This window comes from Actinophytocola gossypii, assembly GCF_025165815.1.
In the GTDB taxonomy this organism is placed as follows: domain Bacteria; phylum Actinomycetota; class Actinomycetes; order Mycobacteriales; family Pseudonocardiaceae; genus Actinophytocola; species Actinophytocola gossypii.
Genome location: NZ_JAFFZE010000003.1, coordinates 102160 through 124110, shown reverse-complemented (window position 1 = coordinate 124110; position 21951 = coordinate 102160). Strand labels below are relative to the sequence as shown.

The window sequence follows — 21951 nt, the reverse complement described above, 5'->3', positions numbered from 1 at the left end:
CTCAGCTCTCGTGGTGGTACAGCACGAAGTCCACCCCGAACAGCTCCAGCACCGGGGTCCCGTCCACGTCGACGAGCGCGATGTCGCACAGCGCGTCGGAGTGGTGCACCCGGCCCGCCCGGACCACGCCGCGGATGGTCCCGCGCACGGCGCCGGGCCGGTGCACGCGGGTCTCGCCGACGGCCATGGGCAGGCACGGCCCGCCCAGCACGCGCTCGCCCCACAGGCAGCCCAGCTGCAACCCGCCATCGGCCGCGGCGGGGTCGACGTGCCAGTCCCTGGCGTCCCAGCCGAGCTTCCCGGCGCCGGCGACCGTGCCCGCGGCGCCGCCGGCCGACACCCCGTCCACGGAGATCAGCGACTGGAACCGCGGGCCGTGGAACAGGACGTCGCCGTCGTAGAGCGGGGACCGGTCCAGCGGCTCCAGGCCGGGTGGGGACGCCCAGCCGGTGCCGGGCGGTGGGACGGGCTCGTCCTCGGGAAGCCGCGCCCGGTAGTGCAGGGTGCCGTCGGCGCCGCACAGCCGCACCGAGGTGCCGTCGGCGCTGGTGTGCACGAGCAGGTCGGCCGGAAGCGTCACCTTGCGCAGCACCCGCAGGTCCCGGACGACCACGCGCTCCCGGTGCGGAGCACGGGCCATGGCGATTCCGCTGAACTGGTCAAGCACCATCGCCACGGGCAGCACCGGCACCCCGTCGATCGCGTGGTCGGCGAGCTGCGGGTGGGTGTCCTGGCCGACGGGGAACCGGGCCGGCACACCGGCGGGGTCGCCCGCCGTGATCATCACCCGCTCCTGGCCATGGGTCGTCAGTTCCGCCACGAACGCGGCCGCCCCGTCCTCGGGTCGGATCAGGTCGATCCCGGCGGAGCGGAAACGCTCGGCGTGCCCGGCGGTGACCATCCCGCCGTTCCACGGGCCCCAGGCTATCGAGCGGACCAGGCAGTCCGGCCGCGCGGCGCGTTCGACGGCGGCGACCCGGTCGAGGACCGCGTTGGCCATCGCGTAGTCGGCCTGCCCGGCGTTGCCGAAGCTCCCGGCGACCGAGGAGAACAGGCACAGCAGCCGGAGCGGATCGTCCGCTGTGGCCGCCAGCAGCGCACGCAGGCCGGTCACCTTCGTGTCGAACACCCGGCGGAACTGCTCGTCGGTCTTGTCCGCGAGGGCGCTGTCGGCCAACACCCCCGCACCGTGCACGATCCCGGTGATCGGGCCCCACTCCGCGCGGGTCTCGGCGAGCGCGGCCGCCACCGCGTCTGCGTCCCGGATGTCCACAGTGGCGTACCTGACCTCGGCTCCGTCGCGCCGCAACGACTCGACGGTCCCGCGCACCTCACGAGCGGCGAGCACCCGCCGCGCCTCGGCGGCGAACTCCACGGGCCGCCGCCCGGTGCGGTCGCGCTCGGCCAGCACCCGGACGATCGCGGCCTCGTCGACCGCACCGGACAGGCCGTACGGTTCGGTGTCCGGGTCGGTTCGGCCGAGCAGCAGCAGTCGCGGCTTGCCCCGGGCGGCCAGTGCCAGCAACGCCCGCGCGGTCATCCCACGCGCGCCGCCGGTCACCACCAGCACCGGCTCCGGACCCAGATGCCCCGGGCCGGCCATCCGCGCGGGTACGGGCTCCCACCTCGGGACGACCCGGCCGCCGTCCGCGCGCAACCCCACCTCGAGGTCGCCGCCGCCACCCAACAGCTCCCCGACGATCGCCTCGGCCACCGCCTCAGGCGCGCGACCGGCTCGCGCACAGTCGATCGCCTTGACCGACGACCCCGGCCACTCCTCGGCGGCGGTCCTGGCCAGCGCACCGAGGCCACCGAGCCACGCCCCGTCCGCCTGGTGACCGCCCAGACCGAAGTCCCCGCCCGAATCCTGCACCGTGACGAACACGCCACCGCCGGCCAGGAAGACCGGCGCGACCGACCGCGCGACACGAAGCGCCTCCAGCGCTTCGGCCGTGGCGTCGCCGGAACCCGACCCGGCGAGCAACACGACCCCACGAATCCCGGCCGGAACCCGGTCGGCCACCGCGGTCACCGTGCTCACCTCGGCCGCCACGCCGTGCCCGGCGAGACCGCGGGCGATCAGGCGGGCCACCGCCGGATCCCCGCCGACGACGGCGACCGGCCCGGCACCCAACCCGGGCACCGCCGTACCCGACGGCGCCTGCTCCACCGCCCGCAACACGAGCCTGCGCAACGGCATGGGGATCTCGGCGTCGGCCGGGGTCGGGTCCACCGGGATCGGATCCGCTGGGATCAGGTCCGCCGGGGTCGGGTCCGCCCGCGTCGACGCCGCGCCGTCCTGGTCGGCGAAGCGCCCGGCCATGCGGTCGGCGATCTCCCGCAGCGTCCGCGAAGTGGACAGTTCCGCGAGATCACCGGCCGGTGCCGTCCCCACCTGGCGTTGCACGTCGGAGAAGATCTCCACCCGTTTGATCGAGTCGATGCCGAGGTCGTCGTTGAGGTCCATGTCCAGCCGCACCATCTCGACCGGGTAACCGGTCCGGTCCGCCACCACCGACAGCAGGATCTCCTCGAACGTCCGACCGCCTGGTTCCGCGGGCACCGGGACGGGCTCTGGGTCGGGCACCGGAACGGCGACCGGTTCCCGCACCCGTGGCACGGGCACCGGAACCGGCGCCGGATCCGTCACCGGTGCGGGCACGGGCGTGACCACCGGTGTGATCACCGGCGGCTCCGGGCTCACCGGCGGCGCGTCCGCCCGTTCCCCGTCCGCACCGAGCAGCACGGCGAACGACGCCTCCGACATGCGCAGGAAGGCCAGGTGACTCTCGGTCAGGCTGCGCTGGTACTCCTCGTGCGCCCGGGCGGTCTCCCGCTGGGCCGCCGCGATCACGCCGAGCAGTCCGTCGTCCACGGGCGGAACGACCTCAGCCGGCCGCCCGGTTGGTGGCGGAACGACCTCGGGCTCGGGGTTGGGCGCGGGCAGCGCGGCCGCTCCGCCCTCGGGCGGGTAGGGCCTGCCGTAGTTGGCGCCGTTGATCCGCACGGTCATCGCCTGCTTTCCTTCGTCGGCCGGGCTCGCCGGTGCGTAGGGCTCCCACAGGGCGGCCAGGTCCAGCTCGACCCCCGCCACGGCCAGCCGGGCCAGCCCCTGCTGGAGGCTGGTGACCCCGTCGCGGTCCTCGTGGTCGAGGCTCACCGCCAGGTGATCCCGGCCGGCGAGGATCGCCCCGGTCAGCCCGGACAGCCTCGCCTTCGCGCCCACCTCGACGAAGGTGCGGACGCCGTCGGCGTACATGGTCTCGACGGTGTCGGCGAACCGCACCGGTGCCGCCGCCTGCTCCGCGACCCGCTCGCGCACCAGGTCCGGCTCCGTCGGGTACCTGGCGGCGTCGGCGTTGCCGTAGACCGGGATGCGCGGCGAGGCGACGTCGAGCCGGGCCAGGAACTCGCGCAACGGCGCGGTGACCGACGCGACCAGCGGGCTGTGGAAGGCGGTGGCCGTCGCCAGCCGCACGACGTCGTGACCGTCGGCGCGGAGCCTGCCCGCCACGTCCTCGACCGCGTCCTCCTCGCCGGACAGCACCACCTGGGCCGGCCCGTTGTCGTTGGCCAACCAGACCCGTGCGGCGTCGTACCGCGTCAGGGCGGCGGCGACCGTGTCCCGGCCCGCGCCGACCGCGATCATCGCGCCGGACACCTCCGCCGCCCCGGCCATCGCCACCCCGCGCCGGTGCGCCAGCCGCACCAGGTCGGCCGCGGTGAACACCCCGGCGCAGTGCAGCGCCACCAGCTCCCCGAAGCTGTGTCCGGCCACCCGATCCGGCCGCAGACCGACGACGTCCAGCACCGCGAGCAGCGCCAGGCTGTGCACGGCGAGGGCGGGCTGGGCCCACTCGGTGCGGGTGAGCAGCTCCCGCTGCGCGGCGCGGTCCTCGGCGGTGAAGGCGGTCGGCGGGAACACCACCCGGTGCAGCGGGCGCCCGAGGTCCAGCGAGCCGAAGGCGTCCCACACGGCCTGGGCGCACGGCTCGTGCACGGCGAGACCGGCGCCCATGCCGACGTACTGCGCCCCCTGCCCGGGGAACAGGAACCCCACCCGGCCGGCCCTAACGGGCCCGGCCGCGTAGTGCACCCCGGCCGGGGTGGCGAATGACGACTCCGGGTCACGCTCGATCGCCCGGGCGGCCTCGGCCAGCCTCGCCTCCAGGGTCGCGGTGTCCGGCGCGACGACGGCCAGGCGGTAGGGCCGGGTGGCCAGGAACGCGTGCTGGCTCTCCCGCGCGACGTCGGCGAGCGCGCGGAGCGCGTCGACGGTGCCCAGCGCGGCCAGCAGCTCGGCCGCGGAATTCGCGCTGAACGCCACCAGCTCGGTCGGCGCGGCCCGGTACCGCCACCCGCCGCCCGGCTGGGTGTGTTCCTCGAGCGTCAGGTGGAAGTTGCTGCCCCCGAAGCCGAAGCTCGACACCGCCGCGCGGCGCGGGTGGTCCGGGCCGCGCACCCACGGGCGGGCGGCGGTACCGAGGTAGAACGGGCTCGTCTCCAGCTCCAGCGCGGGATTCGGGCGGTCCACCTTGATCGTGGGCGGCAGCACCCGGTGGTGCAGGGCCAGCACGGCCTTGAGCAGCCCGGCGGCACCCGCGGCGGCCTTGGTGTGCCCGATCTGCGACTTGACCGAGCCCAGCGCGCACCACTGCCGGTCCCGGCGGTCACCGTCGCCGAACACCGTCCGGAGTGCCTCGAACTCGGCCCGGTCCCCGGCCGCGGTGCCGGTGCCGTGTGCCTCGACCAGCTCGACGGTGTCCGGGCCGTACCCCGCCTGTTCGTAGGCGCGGCGCAACGCCCGCACCTGTCCTGCGGCCAGCGGCGCGTAGATCGCGGCGCCGCGACCGTCCGACGACGTGCCGAGGCCGCGCAGCACCGCGTAGACGCGGTCGCCGTCGCGCTCGGCGTCGGCCAGGCGTTTGAGCGCGAACATGGCCAGGCCCTCACCGAGCATGGTGCCGTCGGCCGCGTCGGAGAACGGGCGGCAGTCCCCGGTCGGGGACAGGGCGGGCGTCTCGGTGAAGCACATGAACGTGTCGATGCCGTTGGCCGCGTCGACCCCGCCGGTCACCACCAGGTCCGCCCGGCCGAGGGCGAGTTCGGCGATCGCGCCGTGTACCGCGGCCAGGGAGCTCGCGCACGCGGCGTCGGTGGTGTGGTTGGTGCCGTGCAGGTCGAACTGGCTCGCGATCCGGCCCGCCACCACGTTGGTCAGCATCCCGGGGAAGGTGGCCTCGGTGGCCGGGACGTACTGCGCCACGATGTCGGCACAGATCCGCTGCGCCAGCGACTCGGGAACGCCGTTCTCCCGCAACACCTTCAGCCAGATCGGGTACTGCATCCGGCAGGCCGTGGTGGACAACAGCTCCAGGGTGGAGGCGCCGAGCACCACCGAGACCCGTTCCCGGTCCGGCGGCGCGGTCCCGCCGCGCGCCACGTCGGCGAGCACCTGCTCGGCCACCATCAGGGCGAGCAGCTGGGCGGTGTCGGTCGACGGGACGTCGGTGGGCGGCAGGCGGTACCGCAACGTGTCGAAGTCCACTTCGGGCAGGAACGCGCCGCGGTGGGCGTAGGTGCTGCCGGGGGTCCTCGGCCCCGGCCGGTAGTAGTCCTCGATCAGCCAGTGGCTCGGTGGCACGTCGGTCATCAGGTCGTGGCCGCCGAGCACGGTGCGCCAGAACCCCGCGACGTCGAGCGCTCCCGGTGTGATCGCGCCGACCCCGACCACCGCCACCGGAACCTGCCGGCCCGACGTCGCCCGCTCGTCCATGTCTCTCACTCCAGCCGGCGTGCGGGGAAGGCGAAGGCCAGGCCGGGTACCGGCAGGCCGGCGGAACGCAGTTGGTGTGCCCGGGTGACGACCGCGGCGCCCTCCAGCAGGTTGCGGGCGATCTGCACCACCGACCGGTGCGCGGGGTCGGCCAGGAAACCGTCGGCTGCCCACTGGTTGAACGCGCCCATCGCCGGGCCGCACCAGATCTGGTAGTCGGCCCGCCTCGTGGTCTCGCCGGTGACCGCCCACCGGCTGGACATCCCCAGGTACCAACGGAAGACCAGGGCCATCCGGTGTTTCGGGTCGCGTTCGGCGCGCGCCACCTCGGCCGGGTCGCGGTCCTGCCAGAAGCGCCGGGTCCGCGCCCACACCTCGGTCACCGAAGCCCCCAGCACGTCCCGCTCGATGCCGTCCAGCAGCGGTGCCGGCACCGCGTCGAGGGAGGGATGGTCCCGGTAGGTCCGGTACAGGCGGGCGGCCCTGGCGGCGAACAGGGTGCCGCGACCGAGCACCTGCAGCCGGACCCCCTGCTCGAACATGTCGGCGGCCGGGGCCATCACCGTGTCGGCGATCCCGGCCGTGGCGAGCAGCCGCTTGGCGTCCTCGGACAACCCGGACTCCCTGGCGGCCTGGTTCACCGACCCGGTCACCACGTAGGCCGCGCCCGCGGCGAACGCGGCGGCCACCGACACCGGCGTGCCGAGCCCGCCCGCCGCGCCGACGCGCACCGGCTGGGCGTAGCCGAAGCGCCGGATCAGCCGGTCGCGCAGGTCCAGCATGGTCGGCAGCAGGGCGACCAGCGGGCGGTTGTCGGTGTGCCCGCCGCTGTCGGCCTCCACGGTGACGTCCTCCGCGACCGGCACCCGGCCGGCCAGCTCGGCCTCCTCGGCGGTCAGCTCACCGCGGCGCACCAGCTCACCCAGCAGCTCGGCGGGCGCGGGGGACAGGAACAGCTCGGCCACCTCGGGCCGGGACACCTTCGCGAACACCCGAACCGGGCGCACGACCCGGCCCGCGCGGTCGCACCGCAGCCCGGACGCCGCGCAGCGGACCACGGCCGGGGTCAGCCGCAGGAACGCCGAGGCCGAGATCCGCGGCACCGCCTGGCGCAGCAGCAGGTCCGCGACCCGGTCCTCCAGGCCCGGTTCGTTCGGCGTGTGGATCAGGTTGACCCCCCAGTTGGGGCGGCCGCCCAGCTCGGCGCGCAACTCGGCGACGGCGCGCTCGACCGAGGGCAGGCCGAGCCCGGCCGCGCCGAAGAAGCCGAGCAGACCCGCATCGGCCAGGGCGGTGACCATGGCGGTGGTCGCGATCCCGCCAGCCATCTCGCCCGCCACGTAGGGGAAGCGGGTCCCGTGGGCCTCGCAGAACGACCGGTCGCCGAGCCGTTCCGGGTACAGCGGCGGGAGCACCCCGACGACCGGGTGCCCGCCGCCGTGCCCTGCCGCGCCGCCCGTCGCGAACCCGAGACCGCCGCTGTCCTCGTCGAGCACGACGTAGCCGGTCTCGCGGATCCGGCCGACCGCGACGCACAGGTCCGCCGGGGTGAACGCGGCCGGCTCCGCGCCGGGACACCACGTCAACCGGGCGGGGGCGGCGGCCGTGGTCAGCGGTGCGCGATCGACGGTGGTGTGCACTGGTCCTGGCTTCCGTCGACGTCCGGTTCGTCCAGCTCCAGCAGTGCCCGCACCCACAACCGGCACAACTCCTGCCCGTCCGGCAGCGTCGAGTCCACGGCGAAGCCGACGCAGACCTGGTCGCCGTGGGTCATCAGGTAGGCGGCGAGGGGATGGCGGCGCGGCACGAACCCCAGCGGCACCATCCTGGTCAACGGCGCGCCGAGGTAGTGCAGCAGGCCTTGGGGGCCGCGGACGTTGCTGGCCAGCAGGTCGATGTGCCAGCGGGAGAACGTCACCGCGAACACCGCCCGCACGAACCACCCGGGCAGGGCCCGGGTGGCGGCACCCGCCACCCCGACCTGGCCGCTGCCCTTCGCCGCCGCCATGGCCGCGCTGATCGTCCGCAGCCGCCGGTGCGGATCCGGGTCGTCGCACGGCAGCGCGACCCGCAGGTTGACCACCTTGGTACTCAGCTCGTGGTCGCCGTCCCGCTCGTGCAGGTCCGCCGGGACGAGCGTCCACACCGGACGGATCGAGCCGCGCCACGGGGTGTGCGGCCACTCGCGCAACGCCGTGGCCAGCGCGGCCAGGAACAGGTCGTTGACCGTGCAGCCCTGCCGGGCCGCCACCGCCAGCAGCCGGGCCATCGGCAGCGAGGCCCACGCGAAGCGCCGGTGCCCGGTGCGGCCCTTGGTCGTGAACGGGTGGGACGCCAGTGGCAGGAACCGGGCGGCGTACCGGACCGCGCCGCGGACCACGGTGAGCAGATCGTGCCCGCGCCGCCTGGCAGGTCGTGGCCGGGCCGCGGCCGGCGTGCGCCGGGGGTGCCCGGCGATGCGGCAGGTCGCCTCGATCATCGCCGCGCCGTCCAGCAGGGCGTGGTGCGCCTTGAACAGGATGGCCCACTCGTCGGCGGACCGGCCGCGCAGCAACCAGAGTTCCCAGCACGGCGCGTCCCGGACCAGCCGCCGGGCCATGATCTCGTCCGCCACGGCTGGCCACTCGGCCTGCTCGGCGACCCGTTCCCGGACGTGCCGGGTGAGGTCGACCTCCCGAGGGACCCAGTCCAGCCGCCGCCCCGTCCGCCGCAGCGCCATTCCCAGCTCCGGCAGCGCACCGAGCCGCGCGGCCACGGACCGGCGCACGTCGTCCAGTGCCGGGGTCGGTCCGGCGAACGAGGACAGCCCGCCGATCTGCAGGTTGCCGGCGCGGGCCTCGTAGGTCACGAAGGCGTGTTCGAGCCCCGTCAGCCGCCGGGGCGCGGCCGTCACCGGGCCACCGCTGGTGTCCGGCTCGGCAGCACACCGATGCGCAGGTAGTCCTCGTCCACCGGCACGGCGCAGGCGGGCCCGGTGAGAACCGCCCGGGTACGCGTGTCGTCGTAGCGGCGGCGGTGCCACAGGTACGGGCCGAACCCCGGCACGGTCGGCGCGGAACCGGGAGGTGTTCGCGGGTCGAGTGTGAACCGGCACCCGGCGACCCGCTCGAGCACGTGCCGGAGTTCGCTGATCGGCACGTCCCGCTCGTGCACCACGTGATAGGTGTCCACCCCGCCGGACGGTTCGGCCACGGCCAGCGCGGAGATCGCCCGTGCCGCGTCGTCCACCGGCAGCAGGTTGAGGTGGGCGGCGGGGTCGCCCGGCACCGTCACCGTCCGGTCCGCGGGCGTGAACGCCGTGACGAGCCGGGCCATGACCTGGAGCGGGTGGGCTGGCAATCCGGGGTCCGGTGGACGGTGGTCGACCAGGATGCTCGGCCGCAGTACCACCGCGGGCCGGCGGTGCCGGGCCGCCCAGCGGCGCACCAGCAGCTCCGCCTCGTACTTCGACCGCTCGTAGGCGTTCTCGAAGCCCCAGCTCCCGTCCAGCTCGTCCTCGTGGACCACCCCCGAGTGGCGCGATCCGGCCACGAACGCGGTGCTGACGTGACAGGGCACTGGGCGGCGACGGCCGGCGGCGGCGAGTTCCAGGACCCCGCGCACGCCCTCGACGTTGACGGCCCGCAGCGCCGCCAACTCGCCTTCGAGGTCGATGCTGCCCGCGCAGTGCAGGACGAGGTCGAGGTCGTCGGCCAGTTTCCGGAACGACGCCGCCGACAACCCCAGCCGAGCCGCGCCGAGGTCGACCTCCACCACGCGCAGCCTGCTGCGCAATTCCGGCTCTGGCGTACCGGCCGCCAGCAACGCCGCCTCGATGCGCCCGACCACGCCCGCCGACCCCGTGCGCGCCAGCACGGTGAGCACCTCGTGCCGGGACAACAACTCACGAACCAGCCGAACGCCAAGGAACCCGGTGGCACCGGTCAACGCGATGCGCATCAGCACGACCTCTCGACGTCGTGGAAGTACCGCTCCGAACGTGGCACGGCGATGAGCACGGGAGCAAGCACCATGCTTCTTTCGAGTGATTCCAGTGATCTTCGGCGAGCGCTGGCGCAATTCACCGGATAGAAGGAAAGAAGGCGGAAACTCTTGGTAGCTGAATCCACCGGTGCGACTGTTTTCGGTTACAGCCGTTCGACCTGCGAACGTGCCGAGATAAGCGGGAGTCGACATGGATGACAGAACGGATGAGACCAGCACGAAGACCCACCGCAGATGGGGCGCGGTCCTGGCGGTGACCGCGGTCCTCACGGGCATCGCGGTGGTGCTGCCCCAGTTGCCAGCGGACGGCCAGACCCAGCCGGCCCCCGTGACGTGCACGCTGTGGGCCCTGGCCGAGCCGTCCGTGCCGATCACGGGTGCCGACGAACCGGCCGAGTTCAGCGGCAGGCTCCTCCAGGGCACCGCGCGGTGCGAGGACCCGCAGGGCCAGATCACCGGCGCCCGCTACGAGATGCCGGACGCGGCCGACGGCGTCGCGACCTGCGAGGTGGCCGAACTGTCCGATCCCCGCCTGGTGATCGACTGGGTCATGGCGGACGGGTCGTCGCAGCAGAGCACCGTCACCGCCGAGACGTTCCGGCTGGACGAGACCGGACCCCACCTGGAGAACGCCGTGGTCGAAGGCGGCCCCGAGTCGGTCGCGGGCGCACCGGTCACCGTGTCGGCCGACCAGACCACCATCGACGCCGCGACGGCCGCCGCCGAGACCCAGTGCCTGACCGGCGGCGTGAAGAACGTCACCGGCAACATCGACATCACCTTCGGCTGAGCGACACGCGTTTGTCGCGCGGCCGGAACGGTCGCCGAAATCACGTCCTGTTGGAGCCCGCCGCCGGGCCACGCCGTTCCGGCGGCGGCACCTCCCAACGCAACCTGGCCGGGTGCGTTGTAGCCATTTGTTCCGGGCTTCGCAGGTGTCGTCGATGACGACCTCCACGCTCGTGAGTTCGGACCGCGGAATCCGCGCGCACCGCCGGGAGCCGCGAAGGTGGTTCACGAGCCACCAGCCAGCCTGATTTCCGAGCTCCGCGGTGTCATAGCCGACGTAAACGCTGTGGTCATTCCTGCGCACTCGCGTCGGAATCGCGGTCAGGCACCTTGAGCACGAGATCGATGTTGGCCCGATCCAAGGCGTTGGTCAGCTGCCGCACGAATTCCGCGATGCAGGACTTCTGGTCGAACGTCGAGACGATCACGAAAACCCGCCGCGCCCGCTTGCGGGCACGGCGAATCACCCGGATGCCGGCGAGCACGACAAGCACGACGGCGCCGACAACCGTGACCATCCAGATGATCAGCACATTTTTCGAGCGTCAGTCATGAACTTGCCGATGGCGAGGAAATGAGACCGCTGGCAACCGACGTCCCTATCGCGAACAACGCACGAGTTCGATAGCGGTCGAGCCATGTCATGCGATTTCTCCAGCGACGACTCCTGCTGGCCATTATTCCCCAGTGTGCGGCCCAGTAGGTCACCCTTTCCCGCCAAACCATCACCGTCCACTTCGCCGACACCGACGTCACCGGCGTGCCCTCCGCCCAAGCCATGCGGATGCCCAACCCCGACACCCCAAGGGAACCCGCTCGGATCACCAACATCACCGCCACCCTCGACACCGAGGGCGACACGGTCACCGTCATCGCCAACCCCGGCGCCACGAACCGAGGCAGCGGCTACGAGCTGATCCGCCTGATCGTGCGGTACCAGTAGCCAACCACCACCCGGGCTGGATTGCTGTCGTCAAATGACAACGCCGCCTGCGACGAAATATATATCGCTCTTTCAGATTCACCCGAATGTGTGCGGCAGGATGCGCCCGTTCGGATTGTCGTCCGGATACCCTATTCACGACGAACGCGGTGGCGAACGCCGGGAATCAGCTGGTTCGACTGTCGCGCTTGGCGAGTAGTCCTTGTTTCGATCAACCCGGTCGCGGTCGCCATGGACGTCCCTGAAGAAATGTCGCACAAAGGAGTGAGCGATGAAACGTGTCCACATGTACCTGGCCGCCGGTGCCACGGCGGTGGCGCTGGCGGCGGGCGTCGTGACCGCGCAGCCCGACGTCATCGTCGCGGAACCGGCCGCGCAGGCGACGCGGGGAATCGAACACCTGAACCCGCAGTTGGTCGACCTGCCGAATCTGAACAGTGCCTGGACGAACATGCCGCTGACGGTCACGCTGCCCCAAGCCGGCACCTACGCGCTCGACGCTGATGTCCGCGGCCGCATCACCGGCCCGCCCGGTGCCAACTCGTACATCGTCGCCCGGTTGTGGAACGAGACGGCTGGCTCCGTCGTTCCGCTGAGCGAGCGCATGATCATCCAACTGATAAACCGGCACCCGGTTGGGATCGAAATCGGCGACAACGAGACCGCCCCGATCAGCGAACTGGTCGACGTGAGCCAGCAGACCACGATCCGTCTGCAGGCCCGACGGCTCGATCGCGGCTCGAACGTGGCGAGCGTTGTCGAGATCCGCTCCGACAACAACGGGTACACGTCGCTGCGCTACCAGCGCATCTTCCCCTGACAGACGGCCGCCCAGCAGACTCCGCGGCGCGGCCCGTCCAGCGCCGCGGAGGGCCGCACCTCACCACACCGCTTCAGCAGCGCCGGCCCGAGTATCCCTCGTGTGGTCGCCTGCTCAGCCAGATCCGTCCGATCGCGCATGTCGCCGCCGAGATGGGAATCTCCCGGCAATGCGCCTCGAAGTGGGTCAACCGTCACCGCAAGTACGGCGAAGCCGGTCTGCTGGATCGGCCCAACGTCTGCCCAGGTCGTGGCCCGGACCGAGGCGATGTGCCGTAAGCACAAGTGGTCAGCCCGCCGCATCACGCTCGAGGACTCCGCCGATCCGACGGTGGCCCTGCACACCGCCGTAAGCGCGCCGCGCGACCGCCACCACGGACGACCCTGGGGCTGGGCACCCTTTGTCCACACGGGCAGCGGAACCATCACGCCGACAACCTGAAACGATCGCCGGCGCTGGGCGTCATGGCCAAAAGTGGGGGGCGTCGCGGCTTGGCTGGGGCCGTCAATCCGGGTGCCGGCGGGGGGCCAGGCTTTGCCGGTGTCAGCTGGTGAGGCTGGCGTCGTGGGCGAGTAGGGCGATCTGGGTACGGTTGTTGAGATCGAGTTTGGTGAGTATGCGGGAGATGTGGGCTTTCACGGTGGCCACGCTCATGAACAGTTCGTTGGCGATCTCGGCGTTGGACTTGCCGTGCCCGACGGCGACGGCGACCTCGCGTTCGCGTTCGCTGAGCTGATCCAGCGCGGTGGCGGCGTGCTGTTGCCGGGCGGCGGCGCCGGTGTCACTGAGGTGGGCGATGAGCTGTCGGGTCACGGTCGGCGACAGGATGGGTTCTCCGGCTGCGACCCGCGTGATCGCGCGCAGGATCTCGGCGGGTGGGGTGTGTTTGAGCAGGAAGCCGCTGGCCCCGGCGCGTAGTGCGCGGAGGACGTGCTCGTCGGCGTCGAAGGTGGTCAGGATGATGACCTCGGGTGGGTCGGGTCGGGCGCGCAGCTGTTCGGTGGCGGCGAGGCCGTCGAGGGTGGGCATGCGGATGTCCATCAGGACCACGTCCGGGGCGTAGGCGTCGGCGGCGGCGGCTACTTCGCTTCCGTCGCCGGCCTCGCCCACCACGGTCAGGTCGGATGAGCCGCCGATGACCATCGCCAGGCCGGTCCGCACGAGCGGGTCGTCGTCGACGACGAGGACCCGTACCGCTGCGTTCACGTTGGGCTCCTTCTCTCTGCCCAGCCGGGCCACGGACACGACCCTGGGCCGCGATCAGAGGGTAGGCCACGGTAGCCAGGCCCAGAGCCGGAACTCACCGGCCGGGGTAGGTCCGTGTTCGAGGCGTCCGCCGGCGAGGGCGGCCCGTTCCGTGAGCCCGATGAGGCCGATGCCGGCGCCGGGAATCGCGGTACCACCACCGGCGCCCATCGGGCACGGGTTGCGGATCTCGACGGTTACGCCGTCGCCCGGGGTTGTCCGGACGGTGACGGCCACCTCGGCGTCGGGAGCGTACTTGCGGGCGTTGGTCAGCCCTTCCTGCACGATCCGGTACGCGCTGCGCCCCACACCAGCCGGTACGGCGGCAAGCGCATCGGTTTGGCAGTCGAGCCACACCGTCATCCCGGCGCGCCGCGACTGGTCGACGAGGTCGGGAAGGTCGGCCAGGGTGGGCTGCGGCCGTTCCGGCGTCTCGTCGGACCGGCCGGCACCGGCGCGGAGGACGCCGATCACCTCCCGAAGGTCCTCCAGCGCCTGGTAGGCGCTGTCTCGGACCACCCCGGCGGCGCGGGCGACCTCGTCGGGCGCGGCGTCGGGGCGTAGCTCCAGCGCCCCGGCGTGCAGGCTCAGCAGGGACAGGCGGTGGGCGAGCACGTCGTGCATCTCCCGGGCGATCCGGTTGCGTTCGCTCTGGCGGGCCTCGGCGACCCGCAGCTCCTGTTCGGCCTCGACCCGCCGGGCCCGTTCGCGCAGCGACTGGCGCCGGGCCCGCACGAACATGCCCCAGGCGAGCACCGCGAGCGCGAAGACGACGCCCAGAAGGATCTGCGACCAGGGGCCGACCGGGACGTCCGGGCGAACCAGCAGCGTGAGGAATGGTACGAGCGCGTACCCGGCCACGATCCGGGCAACCACTGCGAAGCGCCGGTGGACCGCGACGGTGAACAGCGCGACGAGCGCCGCGCCCGCGGCGGACGTCGCGTAGACGCTGACCAGACCAGCGGCCACGGCGAGGCCGACCGGCCAGCGCCGGCGCAGCCACACCGCCAGACTGCACAGGCTGCCGAGGACGAGGTCGACGGTGAGCGGGACCGGCGCGATGTGCTGCGCGCGACTGTCGGCCAGGGTCAGCACCACGACGCCAACGGCCAGCAGGAAACAGGTGGCGTCGACGACCCGGCCGCGGACCGTGCGCCCGGCCAGGCGTACTGGATCGTGGTCAGCATCGCTGATCACGCCCGCCGGTAGCGCGCTCCGGTCCTGCTGGTCCGCCGGGGCCATCATGATCAAAGCGTACGGCCGGGTTGGGCCCCACGGCATCCGACCAAAGTCGAACCCGAGGTGTAGACCTTCGGCCCGCCACCATCGCCCTCGGCTCGTAGCGGCGCATGCGGCCGCGCCAGCAATCTGTTCCAGATTACCGGAACCGACGGCCCAACAAACCTCCGAAACGGCATTCCGGCCATTCCGGCGGCAACGAATGGTACGGAAAGGAAGTGAGAAACGATGAGCGACATCCGAACGAACACCCCGAGCCGGCTCGACAACCCGCCGATCCCCGTGCAGGCCAAGCTCGCGGCAGCATGGACCAGCTTCATGTTCCTCTATATCTATGTCGACTACTTCCACCTCTACAAGCCTGGCGCCATCGACGAAATCCGGAGTGGCGTCGTCTTCGAGTTCGACATCAGCGGGACGTTGTTGAGCATTTTCACCGCGTCCGTGACGATCCCGGCCCTGATGGTGATGCTCTCCATGACGCTGCCCGTCCGAGTGAACCGCGCCACGAACCTCGTCGTTGCGCTGCTCTACATCCCCTTCTCGGTGTTCAACGCGGTAGGGGAGGCCTGGGAGTGGGCCTCCTTCTACGGCCTCTCCATCGGAATCGAGGTGCTGCTCCTGTCCGTCATCCTGCGGTACGCGTGGAAGTTCCGTTAGGAGATTGCCCGCCCCGAATCCTCCCGCGAATCGGTGTCGGCGCGCTGAACCGATCCGCCTGCCTCGGTGCCCACCGAGGAGGGAGACCCCTCACATGAGTAAAGGAGAACCCCGATGTGCGTCGCGCAAACGAGACGCGCGCTACGGGGGGTTACCAATGGCCGTCGCGAATGAGCCGCTACCGGCCGGCGGTGATGGCCTGCCGGCAGCAGCCGAAGCGGTCGGTAGCCGTCGGCGTCGAGTTGGGCGAGTTCGCCGTCGATGTCGGCGGAGTGGGTGCGGTAGAAGTGCACATTCTCGTGGTGGGGTGGCCCAGATGTGGGCGAGGACCTCGTCGTCGATGTCGCGGCCGTCGAGACGCAGCGCGGCCACGCCGAGGCCGTGGTACTCGGTCAACCAGCACACGATCGCGTTCGTCGCCACGGTGAGACACCGCATCTGCTCGGTCTGCTGCTCGTGGTGGCGACGGCGGACGGCGCCCTCGCCGGCGTAGGCGAGGCTGCGGCGCAGGGCGTGCGGGTTCTCGCCCTTGTTGAGTTGGCGGGCGATCCTGCGCCGGTAGGTCTCGTCGGAGAGGTCGAGGAGGGGATCGGGCCGGTCGCGTTCTACGGACGCTGCTCGACGGAGGACAACCAGGACCCGGAGACGTCGCACGGGTGGCAGTTGGGCAACGCGTCGAAGTTCGTCGGGCCGCTCGGTGGGGAGGTGGTTGCCGAGTTCTTCGACGTGGGGCAGTCGCGTTCGGTGCCGTGGGAGCGTCGGGCGGAGGCGTCTCGTCTGCTGGCCGCGTTGAAGCAGCTGGACAGGGGGTGGAACGCGGTCGTGGTGGGGGAGGGCACGCGGTGCTGGTCGGGAACCAGTTCTCGTTGATCGCGCCGCGGTTCGCTGCCTACGGGGTGGACCTGTGGGTGCCGGAGCTGGGCGGGAAGTTCGACGCGCGGAATCCGTCGCACAAGATGCTGATGAGCGTCCTCGGCGGGATGAGCGAGTATGAGCGGCAGCACGTCCAGGCTCGTGTGCGGGCTGCGATGGATGCGCAGGTGATCAACGAGGGTCGGCATCAGGGTGGCCGGACGCCGTACGGGTACAAGGTCGTCGACGGCGGTCCGCATCCGAATCCGCGGAAGGCTGCGGAGGGCTAGCGGCTGCGAGTCCTGGAGATCGATGAGTCAGCTGCCGAGGTGGTTCGGCGGATCTTCTCTGAGTACCTGGCCGGGCTCGGTGATCGGGCGATAGCGAACGGGCTTAATCGGGATCGCATCCTGTGTCCTTCGGCGCGGCGGCCGGAGCAGAACACGCACCGGCTCGCCGATGGCTGGCAGGGCAGCACGGTGCGATCCATCCTGGAGAACCCGCGCTACACCGGATACGCGATCTTCGGGCGGTGGACCAAGCAGGAGACCTTGGTTGACCCGGACGACGTGGCGGCCGGACACGTGGTGCGGTTTCGTCGCTCTACTCCGGATCGGGTCGTGCGCTCTCGGAAGCCTTCGCACCCGAAGACCATCTCTGTAGACGACTTCACCCAAGCCCAGTTGCTGCGTCGCTCCAAGGCCGCTGATGGGCTGCGGACCGCGCGGAAGACGGAGCGCTCGGCTCGGCCGGTCAAGCAGCACTACCTGTTCCGCGGGCGCATCCGGTGCGCGATCTGCAGGCGAAAGATGGAAGGCAGCCCGCGTAAGCACGCGATGTATTACCGGTGTCCTGCCCGGACGCTTGCGCCGGGTTTTCCGGTGTTGGCAATGCATCCCGCTGCGATTTACCTCCGCGAGGACACCATCCGGGACGCAATCAACGAGTGGTTCGCCGAGTTGTTCCACCGGGACCACGTCGACAAGACCGTTGCGGCGCTCGTGGCCTCACAGGACGGAGCCGGACAGAAGGCGACAGGGCGGGATGCGGCCGAACATCGGCTCGCCAAGGCCGAGGCGGAGATCCGAAGATTCCAAGCAGCGATCGCCGCGGGCATCGATCCGACCGCGCTCGTGGAGGCGATCAACACGGCGCAGGCCGAGCGGGCAGCGGCACAGGCAGAGATCAACAACACGCCTGCACTGAACTTGATGGAGGCCGCTGAGGTGCACGCGCGCATCGCCTCGTTGGGCGACGTGCCTGCGACGCTGAGCCGGGGAAGTAGAGAGAAGCTGGCCGAACTCTATGCGGGCACAGACTTGCAGGTTCTGTATGAGCCAGGGGGTTCCACCGCTGAGATTTCGATGCGGGTGAATAGTGTGCGTGTCCGAGGGGGGATTAGAACACCTGTTCGAGGGACATCTCCCGGATTCCGGGAGGTTGCTCATGCGTCCACGATACCAGCGTGGGTCCGGTGGAGGCGCTGTTCGGGCAGTCCTGGGTTGAGTCGTTGGTCGGAGGTGTTGGTTGCGTCGCGTGGGTCATGGTTGGGCCAGGGGGTGGGGTTGGCCGGTCATGGCGGCGATGGTGGTGGAGGGGTGGATGACCATCACCTGTTCGGGTACAACTGCGGCGAGCACGATCGGCGGGCCGTATTCGATCCTGCAGAGGCGCCGGATGGGGCGGGGAGTTTGATGGCGCCGCGGTGGTCGATGGTGTGCTGACCGGTCGGGGTAGCGGCGATGAGGATCATGCCGTGCATCGTGTCCATGTCCAGCCGGCTGCCGGGGTTCCAGCCAAGTTCGCGTAGCAGGATCCGCTCATGGACGCGGCCGGAGCGGTCCATCCTGCTGGTCGACACCAGCAACGTTGCTGGGTGGCGGGTGTCTAGCCGGTGCAGCGTCGGCAACACAGGCAGCGGAACACTCGCGGGCTCGTTGCTGGGGCTGAGTGCGTCGGGGATGAGCGCATCGATCAGCCGCTCCCGCACCCGGCCGGCGTGTGAGGGGATCCGTGGGGCCTGACTGGCGCCGTTCACGCAACCCATCGTCGCCCCCTGCTGCCACCGCGCAACCGTCGTCGTTGTCCGGAGGGCAGAAGGTCGCTACCCTGCGGGAAGGCTATGTATCTGATCGGCCCAGCGCGTCACATCTTCGAGCGGCGATGGGCGAACTGCTTGGCTACCTGTTCGTAGGCCTTGTTGTGGGCGCCGCAGGGGCCGGCGATCCGGTGGGCGCCGTCGTTGGCGAGGTCTGGCATCCTGTGTGGCTATGGCGACGTTAACGGTGTCTGCGGATCTGGCTGCTCAGCACGGCCTTCCAGGACTCTTGGGGATCAACCGGCATCGGAGCGAGATCTTCGTCGAACTTGACTTGCCGCAGCACGCTGACCGCATCGATGAGAAGTTCGTCCCAGGCGTGGAAGCCCTCGTGATCGGGTTTCTCAAGCGACTTGTCGCCGGGTCGAAATCGGGTCAGCGCGAGGGGCGAACAGCGGCTGTTTCTAGCGACTACGTCGCCGCTCGGGTTCACGCAGACGATCTCGACCACTTCTTGATCAGTCTCGCCGCGTTATGGGATGGCGCGGCACCAAACCAGACGCGCGAATAACGATTGGCCCGTAGTTCAGAAATGACGCCGACAGGACCCGATGCCTGACACACACCGAAATCAGCGGAAACGGCCCAACGTGTCCGTTGCCCCTGCTATTCGCTTCGCAACTCCGGGCAATACCTCAGCCGCATGACCGAGATGCAGAGCAGACTTATGGAAGGTACTTGTTCCGAATACCTCAGCCGCGAAGGAGAGAGCTCGCGCTGTTCGGGCGTCGATACCTTCGGTCGTCATGGTCAGGACGGCGAGGACCTGCTGAAGCTCGGCGACAGTGTCGGCATTGGCGACGCCGGTCTCCTCCAGGCGTTTCGTAATGGCCTCTAGCCGGTCGAGCGGTGGAGTGAACACGGCGGTCAACAGCGTGGTCAGGACATCGGCATCGATGGGACCGAGCGCGGCCAGCGCTGGCCCGTTGCCGCCCTCGTGCTCGATCTTCCAACGGCGGAGCACGTCGGGAGGGTAGAGCTCCTCGCCGGTCTTCTCGTCGTCGACCTCTTCGTGATGGGGCAGACACAGCAGTAACAAGTTCGTGAACGAATCCCGTTGCTCTGGTTGCAAGTCAGCCTGGTAGCGAGCCGCGCCCGGCCGCACCCCGTAGATATGCGATACCCAGGCGTTCTTTCGGTAGACACCGGGCCGGGTTTCCATGATCACCGGCATCGGGCACCCGGGCGCATAACAGCGCCCGTTGCTCAACGCCCACAACGCGGCCTCAGTAGCGGGATGGATCTTCTTACGGACACCGGCTCGTGATGGACGGGGTCCCGATGCGGGAGTAGCCATGTCGACATCATGGCGGGTTCGGTGTCGCCGGGAGGCGGCCATCTACGCGTCTCCCGAACCGTGGAGGACTTGGCCAACCGGATTCCGGTGGCACAGACAGGCACGCGGGGCCAGCGACTGGCGCTGCCCTTGTACGGCCGCGTCAAGCCGAGTAAACCTGACCTCGGACGCTACGGAGGGAAGCATCGATGCCGCGCAATCCCGTGCTGGTGGGGGACCGTTCCTTTGCGCTGAAGAAGGACGCGGAGCAGGCCTGCCGCGACGTTCTTTATCGTTATGATCCCGGGCAACGGGTTACTGGAATCGCAGACGAGCAGTTCCTGCTTGATCTCCTAGAACTTCATCCGGAGCGGGACGAAAAGTTGGGTTGTGGTGTAGCTCATTTCGAGGTTCGCGTCAATCCAAAATTCGTCCGGCAACGATCGTTCTATCTTGTCCGCGTCGATCGTTCTGAAACTGATTTCTCGTTTATGAAGTGTCTGCGGCCTCCATCGCACCGACGGCTGGTGATGGGTGCGATGCGACACGAAGTCTCGAATCAGGTGTACGAATTCGCCGAGGAAACCTATTGTTCACCAGCTCCGGTGTTGTGTGCGGTCACGGGTCGGGTCGTTGCGAGGGAAGAGGCGCATGTTGATCACAGTTCGCCCACGTTCCTCGAACTCGCGGAGCAGTTCGTTGGTGAGCAGGGCGGTTGGGACGAGATGGTCATCGCACGTGCGGACGGATCGATCGGGGTGCAACTCGGACGCGATGACCAAGCAAGGGCATGGCGTGACTATCACCGTCGCAACGCCACCTTGCGAGTAGTGTCCATTGAAGCCAATCTATATCGTTGCTCAAGCGGGGTCCGAGAGTGCGTGGTTAGCGGGCCGTGGCGGCAACAAACTTGATGTCGCAATAGCGCTCGGCTAGAGCATCAGCTAAAACAGGTCACGAACAAGTGAGTGGGCCTGCCCGCGACCACTCGCTTCAAGCGTCACGTCGTGCCGTCTAGCAGTCGGGTTGCGGCGTGGATGAGGGGGATGGCTTCCTGTTCGATCCGTCGAAATGGCGTGGGGCCGACGGTTGCGATGATGTCGTACGCGGTGGCCTCGGCTTCGGTGAGGTGCGGCAGGGTCGCCGATGACGGCTTGATGGGACGGCCGGCCTTGTCGTGGTTTACGCCGTGCTGGGCGTAGCGGTGTAAGTCGGTGGCGTCCATGAGGATGGAGGTGACGGGCTGTGCCGGTGCACCGTCCGGCGCCGGCTTGGCCAGCGCGGCGCGGAACTGGTCGAGGATTGTGTAGCCGTCCGCGTCGATGTCTCCCCAGTAGACGATGTGTTTTGCTGCGCGGATCCAGGGCACATTCGCAAGGAGGGTGGCTGCGGCCTTGCCGCCGCCCTCGACCACGATCGTGTCCTTGACTGGCGGGAACCAGAGTCGGGAGTCGCGGTTCTCGACGATGAGGACGATTCGCGGCTGGTAGGCGATGTCGTGCACGTCGCCGGTGGTCCAGGCGTCGTGTCTGCGGCGGCCCGTTGCGGCGTGGTCAGGGTCGACGTAGGTCAGGTGCACGACGGTCAGCCGGGGCCGGACCTCGTCTCGGACGTCGCGTCCGGTGACGTCCCGCAGCAGCGTGCCGTGGGTGTCCAGCCATTTGGTGTGCATGCCGGGGACTGGGAGTTGACGCGCGGTCCAGGCGCTGGCGTCGGGGTGCTGGCGTAGCCAGGTCACGGCATTGACCAACACCTCCGCGTCGGTGGTTTGAAGCCGGTATGTAGCCCGAAGGGTGGCCGGGATGAGGACCGCGCCAGCCGACCGCAGCGACGACGCGAGCGTGCGGGCGCGGTCGACGTCCACGGACGGCGGTTCGGCATCGGTACGAGATCCGGATCCGGCTTCGGCCTCCAGGACGACGGCGGCATCCAGGTCTGCGATGAGCGTGGCGGGAAACTCGCCAGTGACACCCCGGACAGCGACCGTCTTACAGACGATCTCCACGCCGACGGGAAGCTGGCCGGCGAACTCGCGCCAGCGCATGTGCCACTCGTGCCAGGCGGCGTGCCCGATCTGCTCGACGGCCTTGCCGGTCGACACGCCGGGGCGGAGCGGAACGGAGAACGTGACTCGCTCGCCGACGCCCAGTTCCGCGCACACAGCTTCCGCCCACTTCTGGTTGATCTTGCGGCTGATGGCCGTGACGGCATCGTCCGGGGTGATGAGGCGGGTGTTCATGATATTGCCTCCGCTGCGACGGATGCGTCG

18 protein-coding genes and 1 pseudogene are annotated in these 21951 nt (G+C 70.2%); 8 read left to right on the top strand and 11 right to left on the bottom strand.

All coding sequences use genetic code 11. The annotated features are described in order from the left end of the window. Position 1: 1 nt before the first annotated feature. From JT362_RS01345 to JT362_RS01330, 4 genes are read right to left on the bottom strand one after another with little or no spacing between them, the layout of a single operon-like run. Complete coding sequence (locus JT362_RS01345) at positions 2-5776, bottom strand: type I polyketide synthase (RefSeq protein ID WP_260189117.1); 5775 nt, start codon at positions 5774-5776, stop codon at positions 2-4. Between the two features lie 5 nt (positions 5777-5781). Then, entirely contained in the window at positions 5782-7416 is a 1635-nt protein-coding gene (locus JT362_RS01340; protein WP_260189116.1) for a PfaD family polyunsaturated fatty acid/polyketide biosynthesis protein, read from the bottom strand. Beyond that, positions 7386-8669 (bottom strand): wax ester/triacylglycerol synthase domain-containing protein, encoded by a 1284-nt coding sequence (locus JT362_RS01335; protein ID WP_260189115.1) that lies wholly within the window; start codon positions 8667-8669, stop codon positions 7386-7388. Before JT362_RS01335 ends, JT362_RS01340 begins: the two co-directional genes overlap by 31 nt. After that, a complete protein-coding gene (locus JT362_RS01330; RefSeq protein ID WP_260189114.1) occupies positions 8666-9715 on the bottom strand; it encodes an SDR family oxidoreductase in 1050 nt (349 codons plus the stop codon). The genes JT362_RS01335 and JT362_RS01330 overlap by 4 nt, the downstream gene beginning before the upstream one ends. Positions 9716-9950: 235 nt before the next feature. Here JT362_RS01330 and JT362_RS01325 point away from each other — a divergent pair, with 235 nt between their 5' ends. Further along, positions 9951-10550 carry a hypothetical protein gene (locus JT362_RS01325; protein ID WP_260189113.1) on the top strand — a complete coding sequence of 200 codons (600 nt, stop codon included), beginning with the start codon at positions 9951-9953 and terminating at the stop codon, positions 10548-10550. A 289-nt stretch (positions 10551-10839) separates the two neighbouring features. Here the strand turns inward: JT362_RS01325 and JT362_RS01320 are convergent, their stop codons facing one another. Further along, positions 10840-11082 carry a hypothetical protein gene (locus JT362_RS01320; RefSeq protein WP_260189112.1) on the bottom strand — a complete coding sequence of 81 codons (243 nt, stop codon included), beginning with the start codon at positions 11080-11082 and terminating at the stop codon, positions 10840-10842. Positions 11083-11309: 227 nt separating this feature from the next. Between JT362_RS01320 and JT362_RS01315 the strand changes: the two genes are divergently transcribed. The 3 genes and pseudogenes from JT362_RS01315 to JT362_RS01305 all read left to right on the top strand — a co-directional run. Then, positions 11310-11492 carry a hypothetical protein gene (locus tag JT362_RS01315; RefSeq protein ID WP_260189111.1) on the top strand — a complete coding sequence of 61 codons (183 nt, stop codon included), beginning with the start codon at positions 11310-11312 and terminating at the stop codon, positions 11490-11492. 271 nt (positions 11493-11763) lie between these two features. Beyond that, a complete protein-coding gene (locus tag JT362_RS01310; RefSeq protein ID WP_260189110.1) occupies positions 11764-12312 on the top strand; it encodes a hypothetical protein in 549 nt (182 codons plus the stop codon). Between the two features lie 125 nt (positions 12313-12437). After that, positions 12438-12569: pseudogene (locus JT362_RS01305) on the top strand (helix-turn-helix domain-containing protein); the annotation flags it as partial. 286 nt (positions 12570-12855) lie between these two features. On the opposite strand, the gene JT362_RS01300 reads toward JT362_RS01305, so the two are convergent. Together JT362_RS01300 and JT362_RS01295 are read right to left on the bottom strand one after the other, a co-directional pair. Continuing rightward, the gene (locus JT362_RS01300) at positions 12856-13518 is read right to left on the bottom strand and encodes a response regulator (protein WP_260189109.1); all 663 of its coding nucleotides are present in this window, start codon (positions 13516-13518) and stop codon (positions 12856-12858) included. A gap of 54 nt (positions 13519-13572) precedes the next feature. Beyond that, positions 13573-14802: a sensor histidine kinase gene (locus JT362_RS01295; RefSeq protein ID WP_260189108.1), complete on the bottom strand. Its 1230-nt coding sequence runs from the start codon at positions 14800-14802 to the stop codon at positions 13573-13575. A 222-nt stretch (positions 14803-15024) separates the two neighbouring features. Between JT362_RS01295 and JT362_RS01290 the strand changes: the two genes are divergently transcribed. Then, positions 15025-15456, top strand: a complete 432-nt coding sequence (locus JT362_RS01290; RefSeq protein WP_260189107.1) for a DUF6326 family protein — start codon at positions 15025-15027, stop codon at positions 15454-15456. Positions 15457-15597: 141 nt separating this feature from the next. Here the strand turns inward: JT362_RS01290 and JT362_RS01285 are convergent, their stop codons facing one another. Continuing rightward, a complete protein-coding gene (locus JT362_RS01285) occupies positions 15598-16110 on the bottom strand; it encodes a Tn3 family transposase (RefSeq protein WP_260189106.1) in 513 nt (170 codons plus the stop codon). Between the two features lie 188 nt (positions 16111-16298). On the opposite strand from JT362_RS01285, the gene JT362_RS01280 reads away from it, so the two are divergent. After that, a complete protein-coding gene (locus tag JT362_RS01280; RefSeq protein WP_260189105.1) occupies positions 16299-16598 on the top strand; it encodes a recombinase family protein in 300 nt (99 codons plus the stop codon). A gap of 39 nt (positions 16599-16637) precedes the next feature. Beyond that, entirely contained in the window at positions 16638-18032 is a 1395-nt protein-coding gene (locus JT362_RS01275; protein ID WP_260189104.1) for a recombinase family protein, read from the top strand. A 555-nt stretch (positions 18033-18587) separates the two neighbouring features. Here the strand turns inward: JT362_RS01275 and JT362_RS01270 are convergent. Then, positions 18588-18857: a hypothetical protein gene (locus JT362_RS01270; protein ID WP_260189103.1), complete on the bottom strand. Its 270-nt coding sequence runs from the start codon at positions 18855-18857 to the stop codon at positions 18588-18590. A gap of 120 nt (positions 18858-18977) precedes the next feature. Then, a complete protein-coding gene (locus tag JT362_RS01265) occupies positions 18978-19580 on the bottom strand; it encodes a hypothetical protein (RefSeq protein ID WP_260189102.1) in 603 nt (200 codons plus the stop codon). Positions 19581-19891: 311 nt separating this feature from the next. Here JT362_RS01265 and JT362_RS01260 point away from each other — a divergent pair, with 311 nt between their 5' ends. After that, a complete protein-coding gene (locus tag JT362_RS01260; protein WP_260189101.1) occupies positions 19892-20596 on the top strand; it encodes a DCL family protein in 705 nt (234 codons plus the stop codon). A gap of 86 nt (positions 20597-20682) precedes the next feature. Here JT362_RS01260 and JT362_RS01255 read toward each other — a convergent pair whose 3' ends face one another. Continuing rightward, entirely contained in the window at positions 20683-21921 is a 1239-nt protein-coding gene (locus tag JT362_RS01255; RefSeq protein ID WP_260189100.1) for a DUF3322 and DUF2220 domain-containing protein, read from the bottom strand. Positions 21922-21951: the final 30 nt, after the last annotated feature.

Coding starts and splice junctions, on each gene's coding strand:
- JT362_RS01325 (WP_260189113.1), top strand. CDS start 9,951: ATGGATGACAGAACGGATGAGACCAGCACGAAGACCCACCGCAGATGG.
- JT362_RS01255 (WP_260189100.1), bottom strand. CDS start 21,921: ATGAACACCCGCCTCATCACCCCGGACGATGCCGTCACGGCCATCAGC.
- JT362_RS01310 (WP_260189110.1), top strand. CDS start 11,764: ATGAAACGTGTCCACATGTACCTGGCCGCCGGTGCCACGGCGGTGGCG.
- JT362_RS01290 (WP_260189107.1), top strand. CDS start 15,025: ATGAGCGACATCCGAACGAACACCCCGAGCCGGCTCGACAACCCGCCG.
- JT362_RS01330 (WP_260189114.1), bottom strand. CDS start 9,715: ATGCGCATCGCGTTGACCGGTGCCACCGGGTTCCTTGGCGTTCGGCTG.
- JT362_RS01260 (WP_260189101.1), top strand. CDS start 19,892: ATGCCGCGCAATCCCGTGCTGGTGGGGGACCGTTCCTTTGCGCTGAAG.
- JT362_RS01265 (WP_260189102.1), bottom strand. CDS start 19,580: ATGCCGGTGATCATGGAAACCCGGCCCGGTGTCTACCGAAAGAACGCC.
- JT362_RS01345 (WP_260189117.1), bottom strand. CDS start 5,776: ATGGACGAGCGGGCGACGTCGGGCCGGCAGGTTCCGGTGGCGGTGGTC.
- JT362_RS01295 (WP_260189108.1), bottom strand. CDS start 14,802: ATGATGGCCCCGGCGGACCAGCAGGACCGGAGCGCGCTACCGGCGGGC.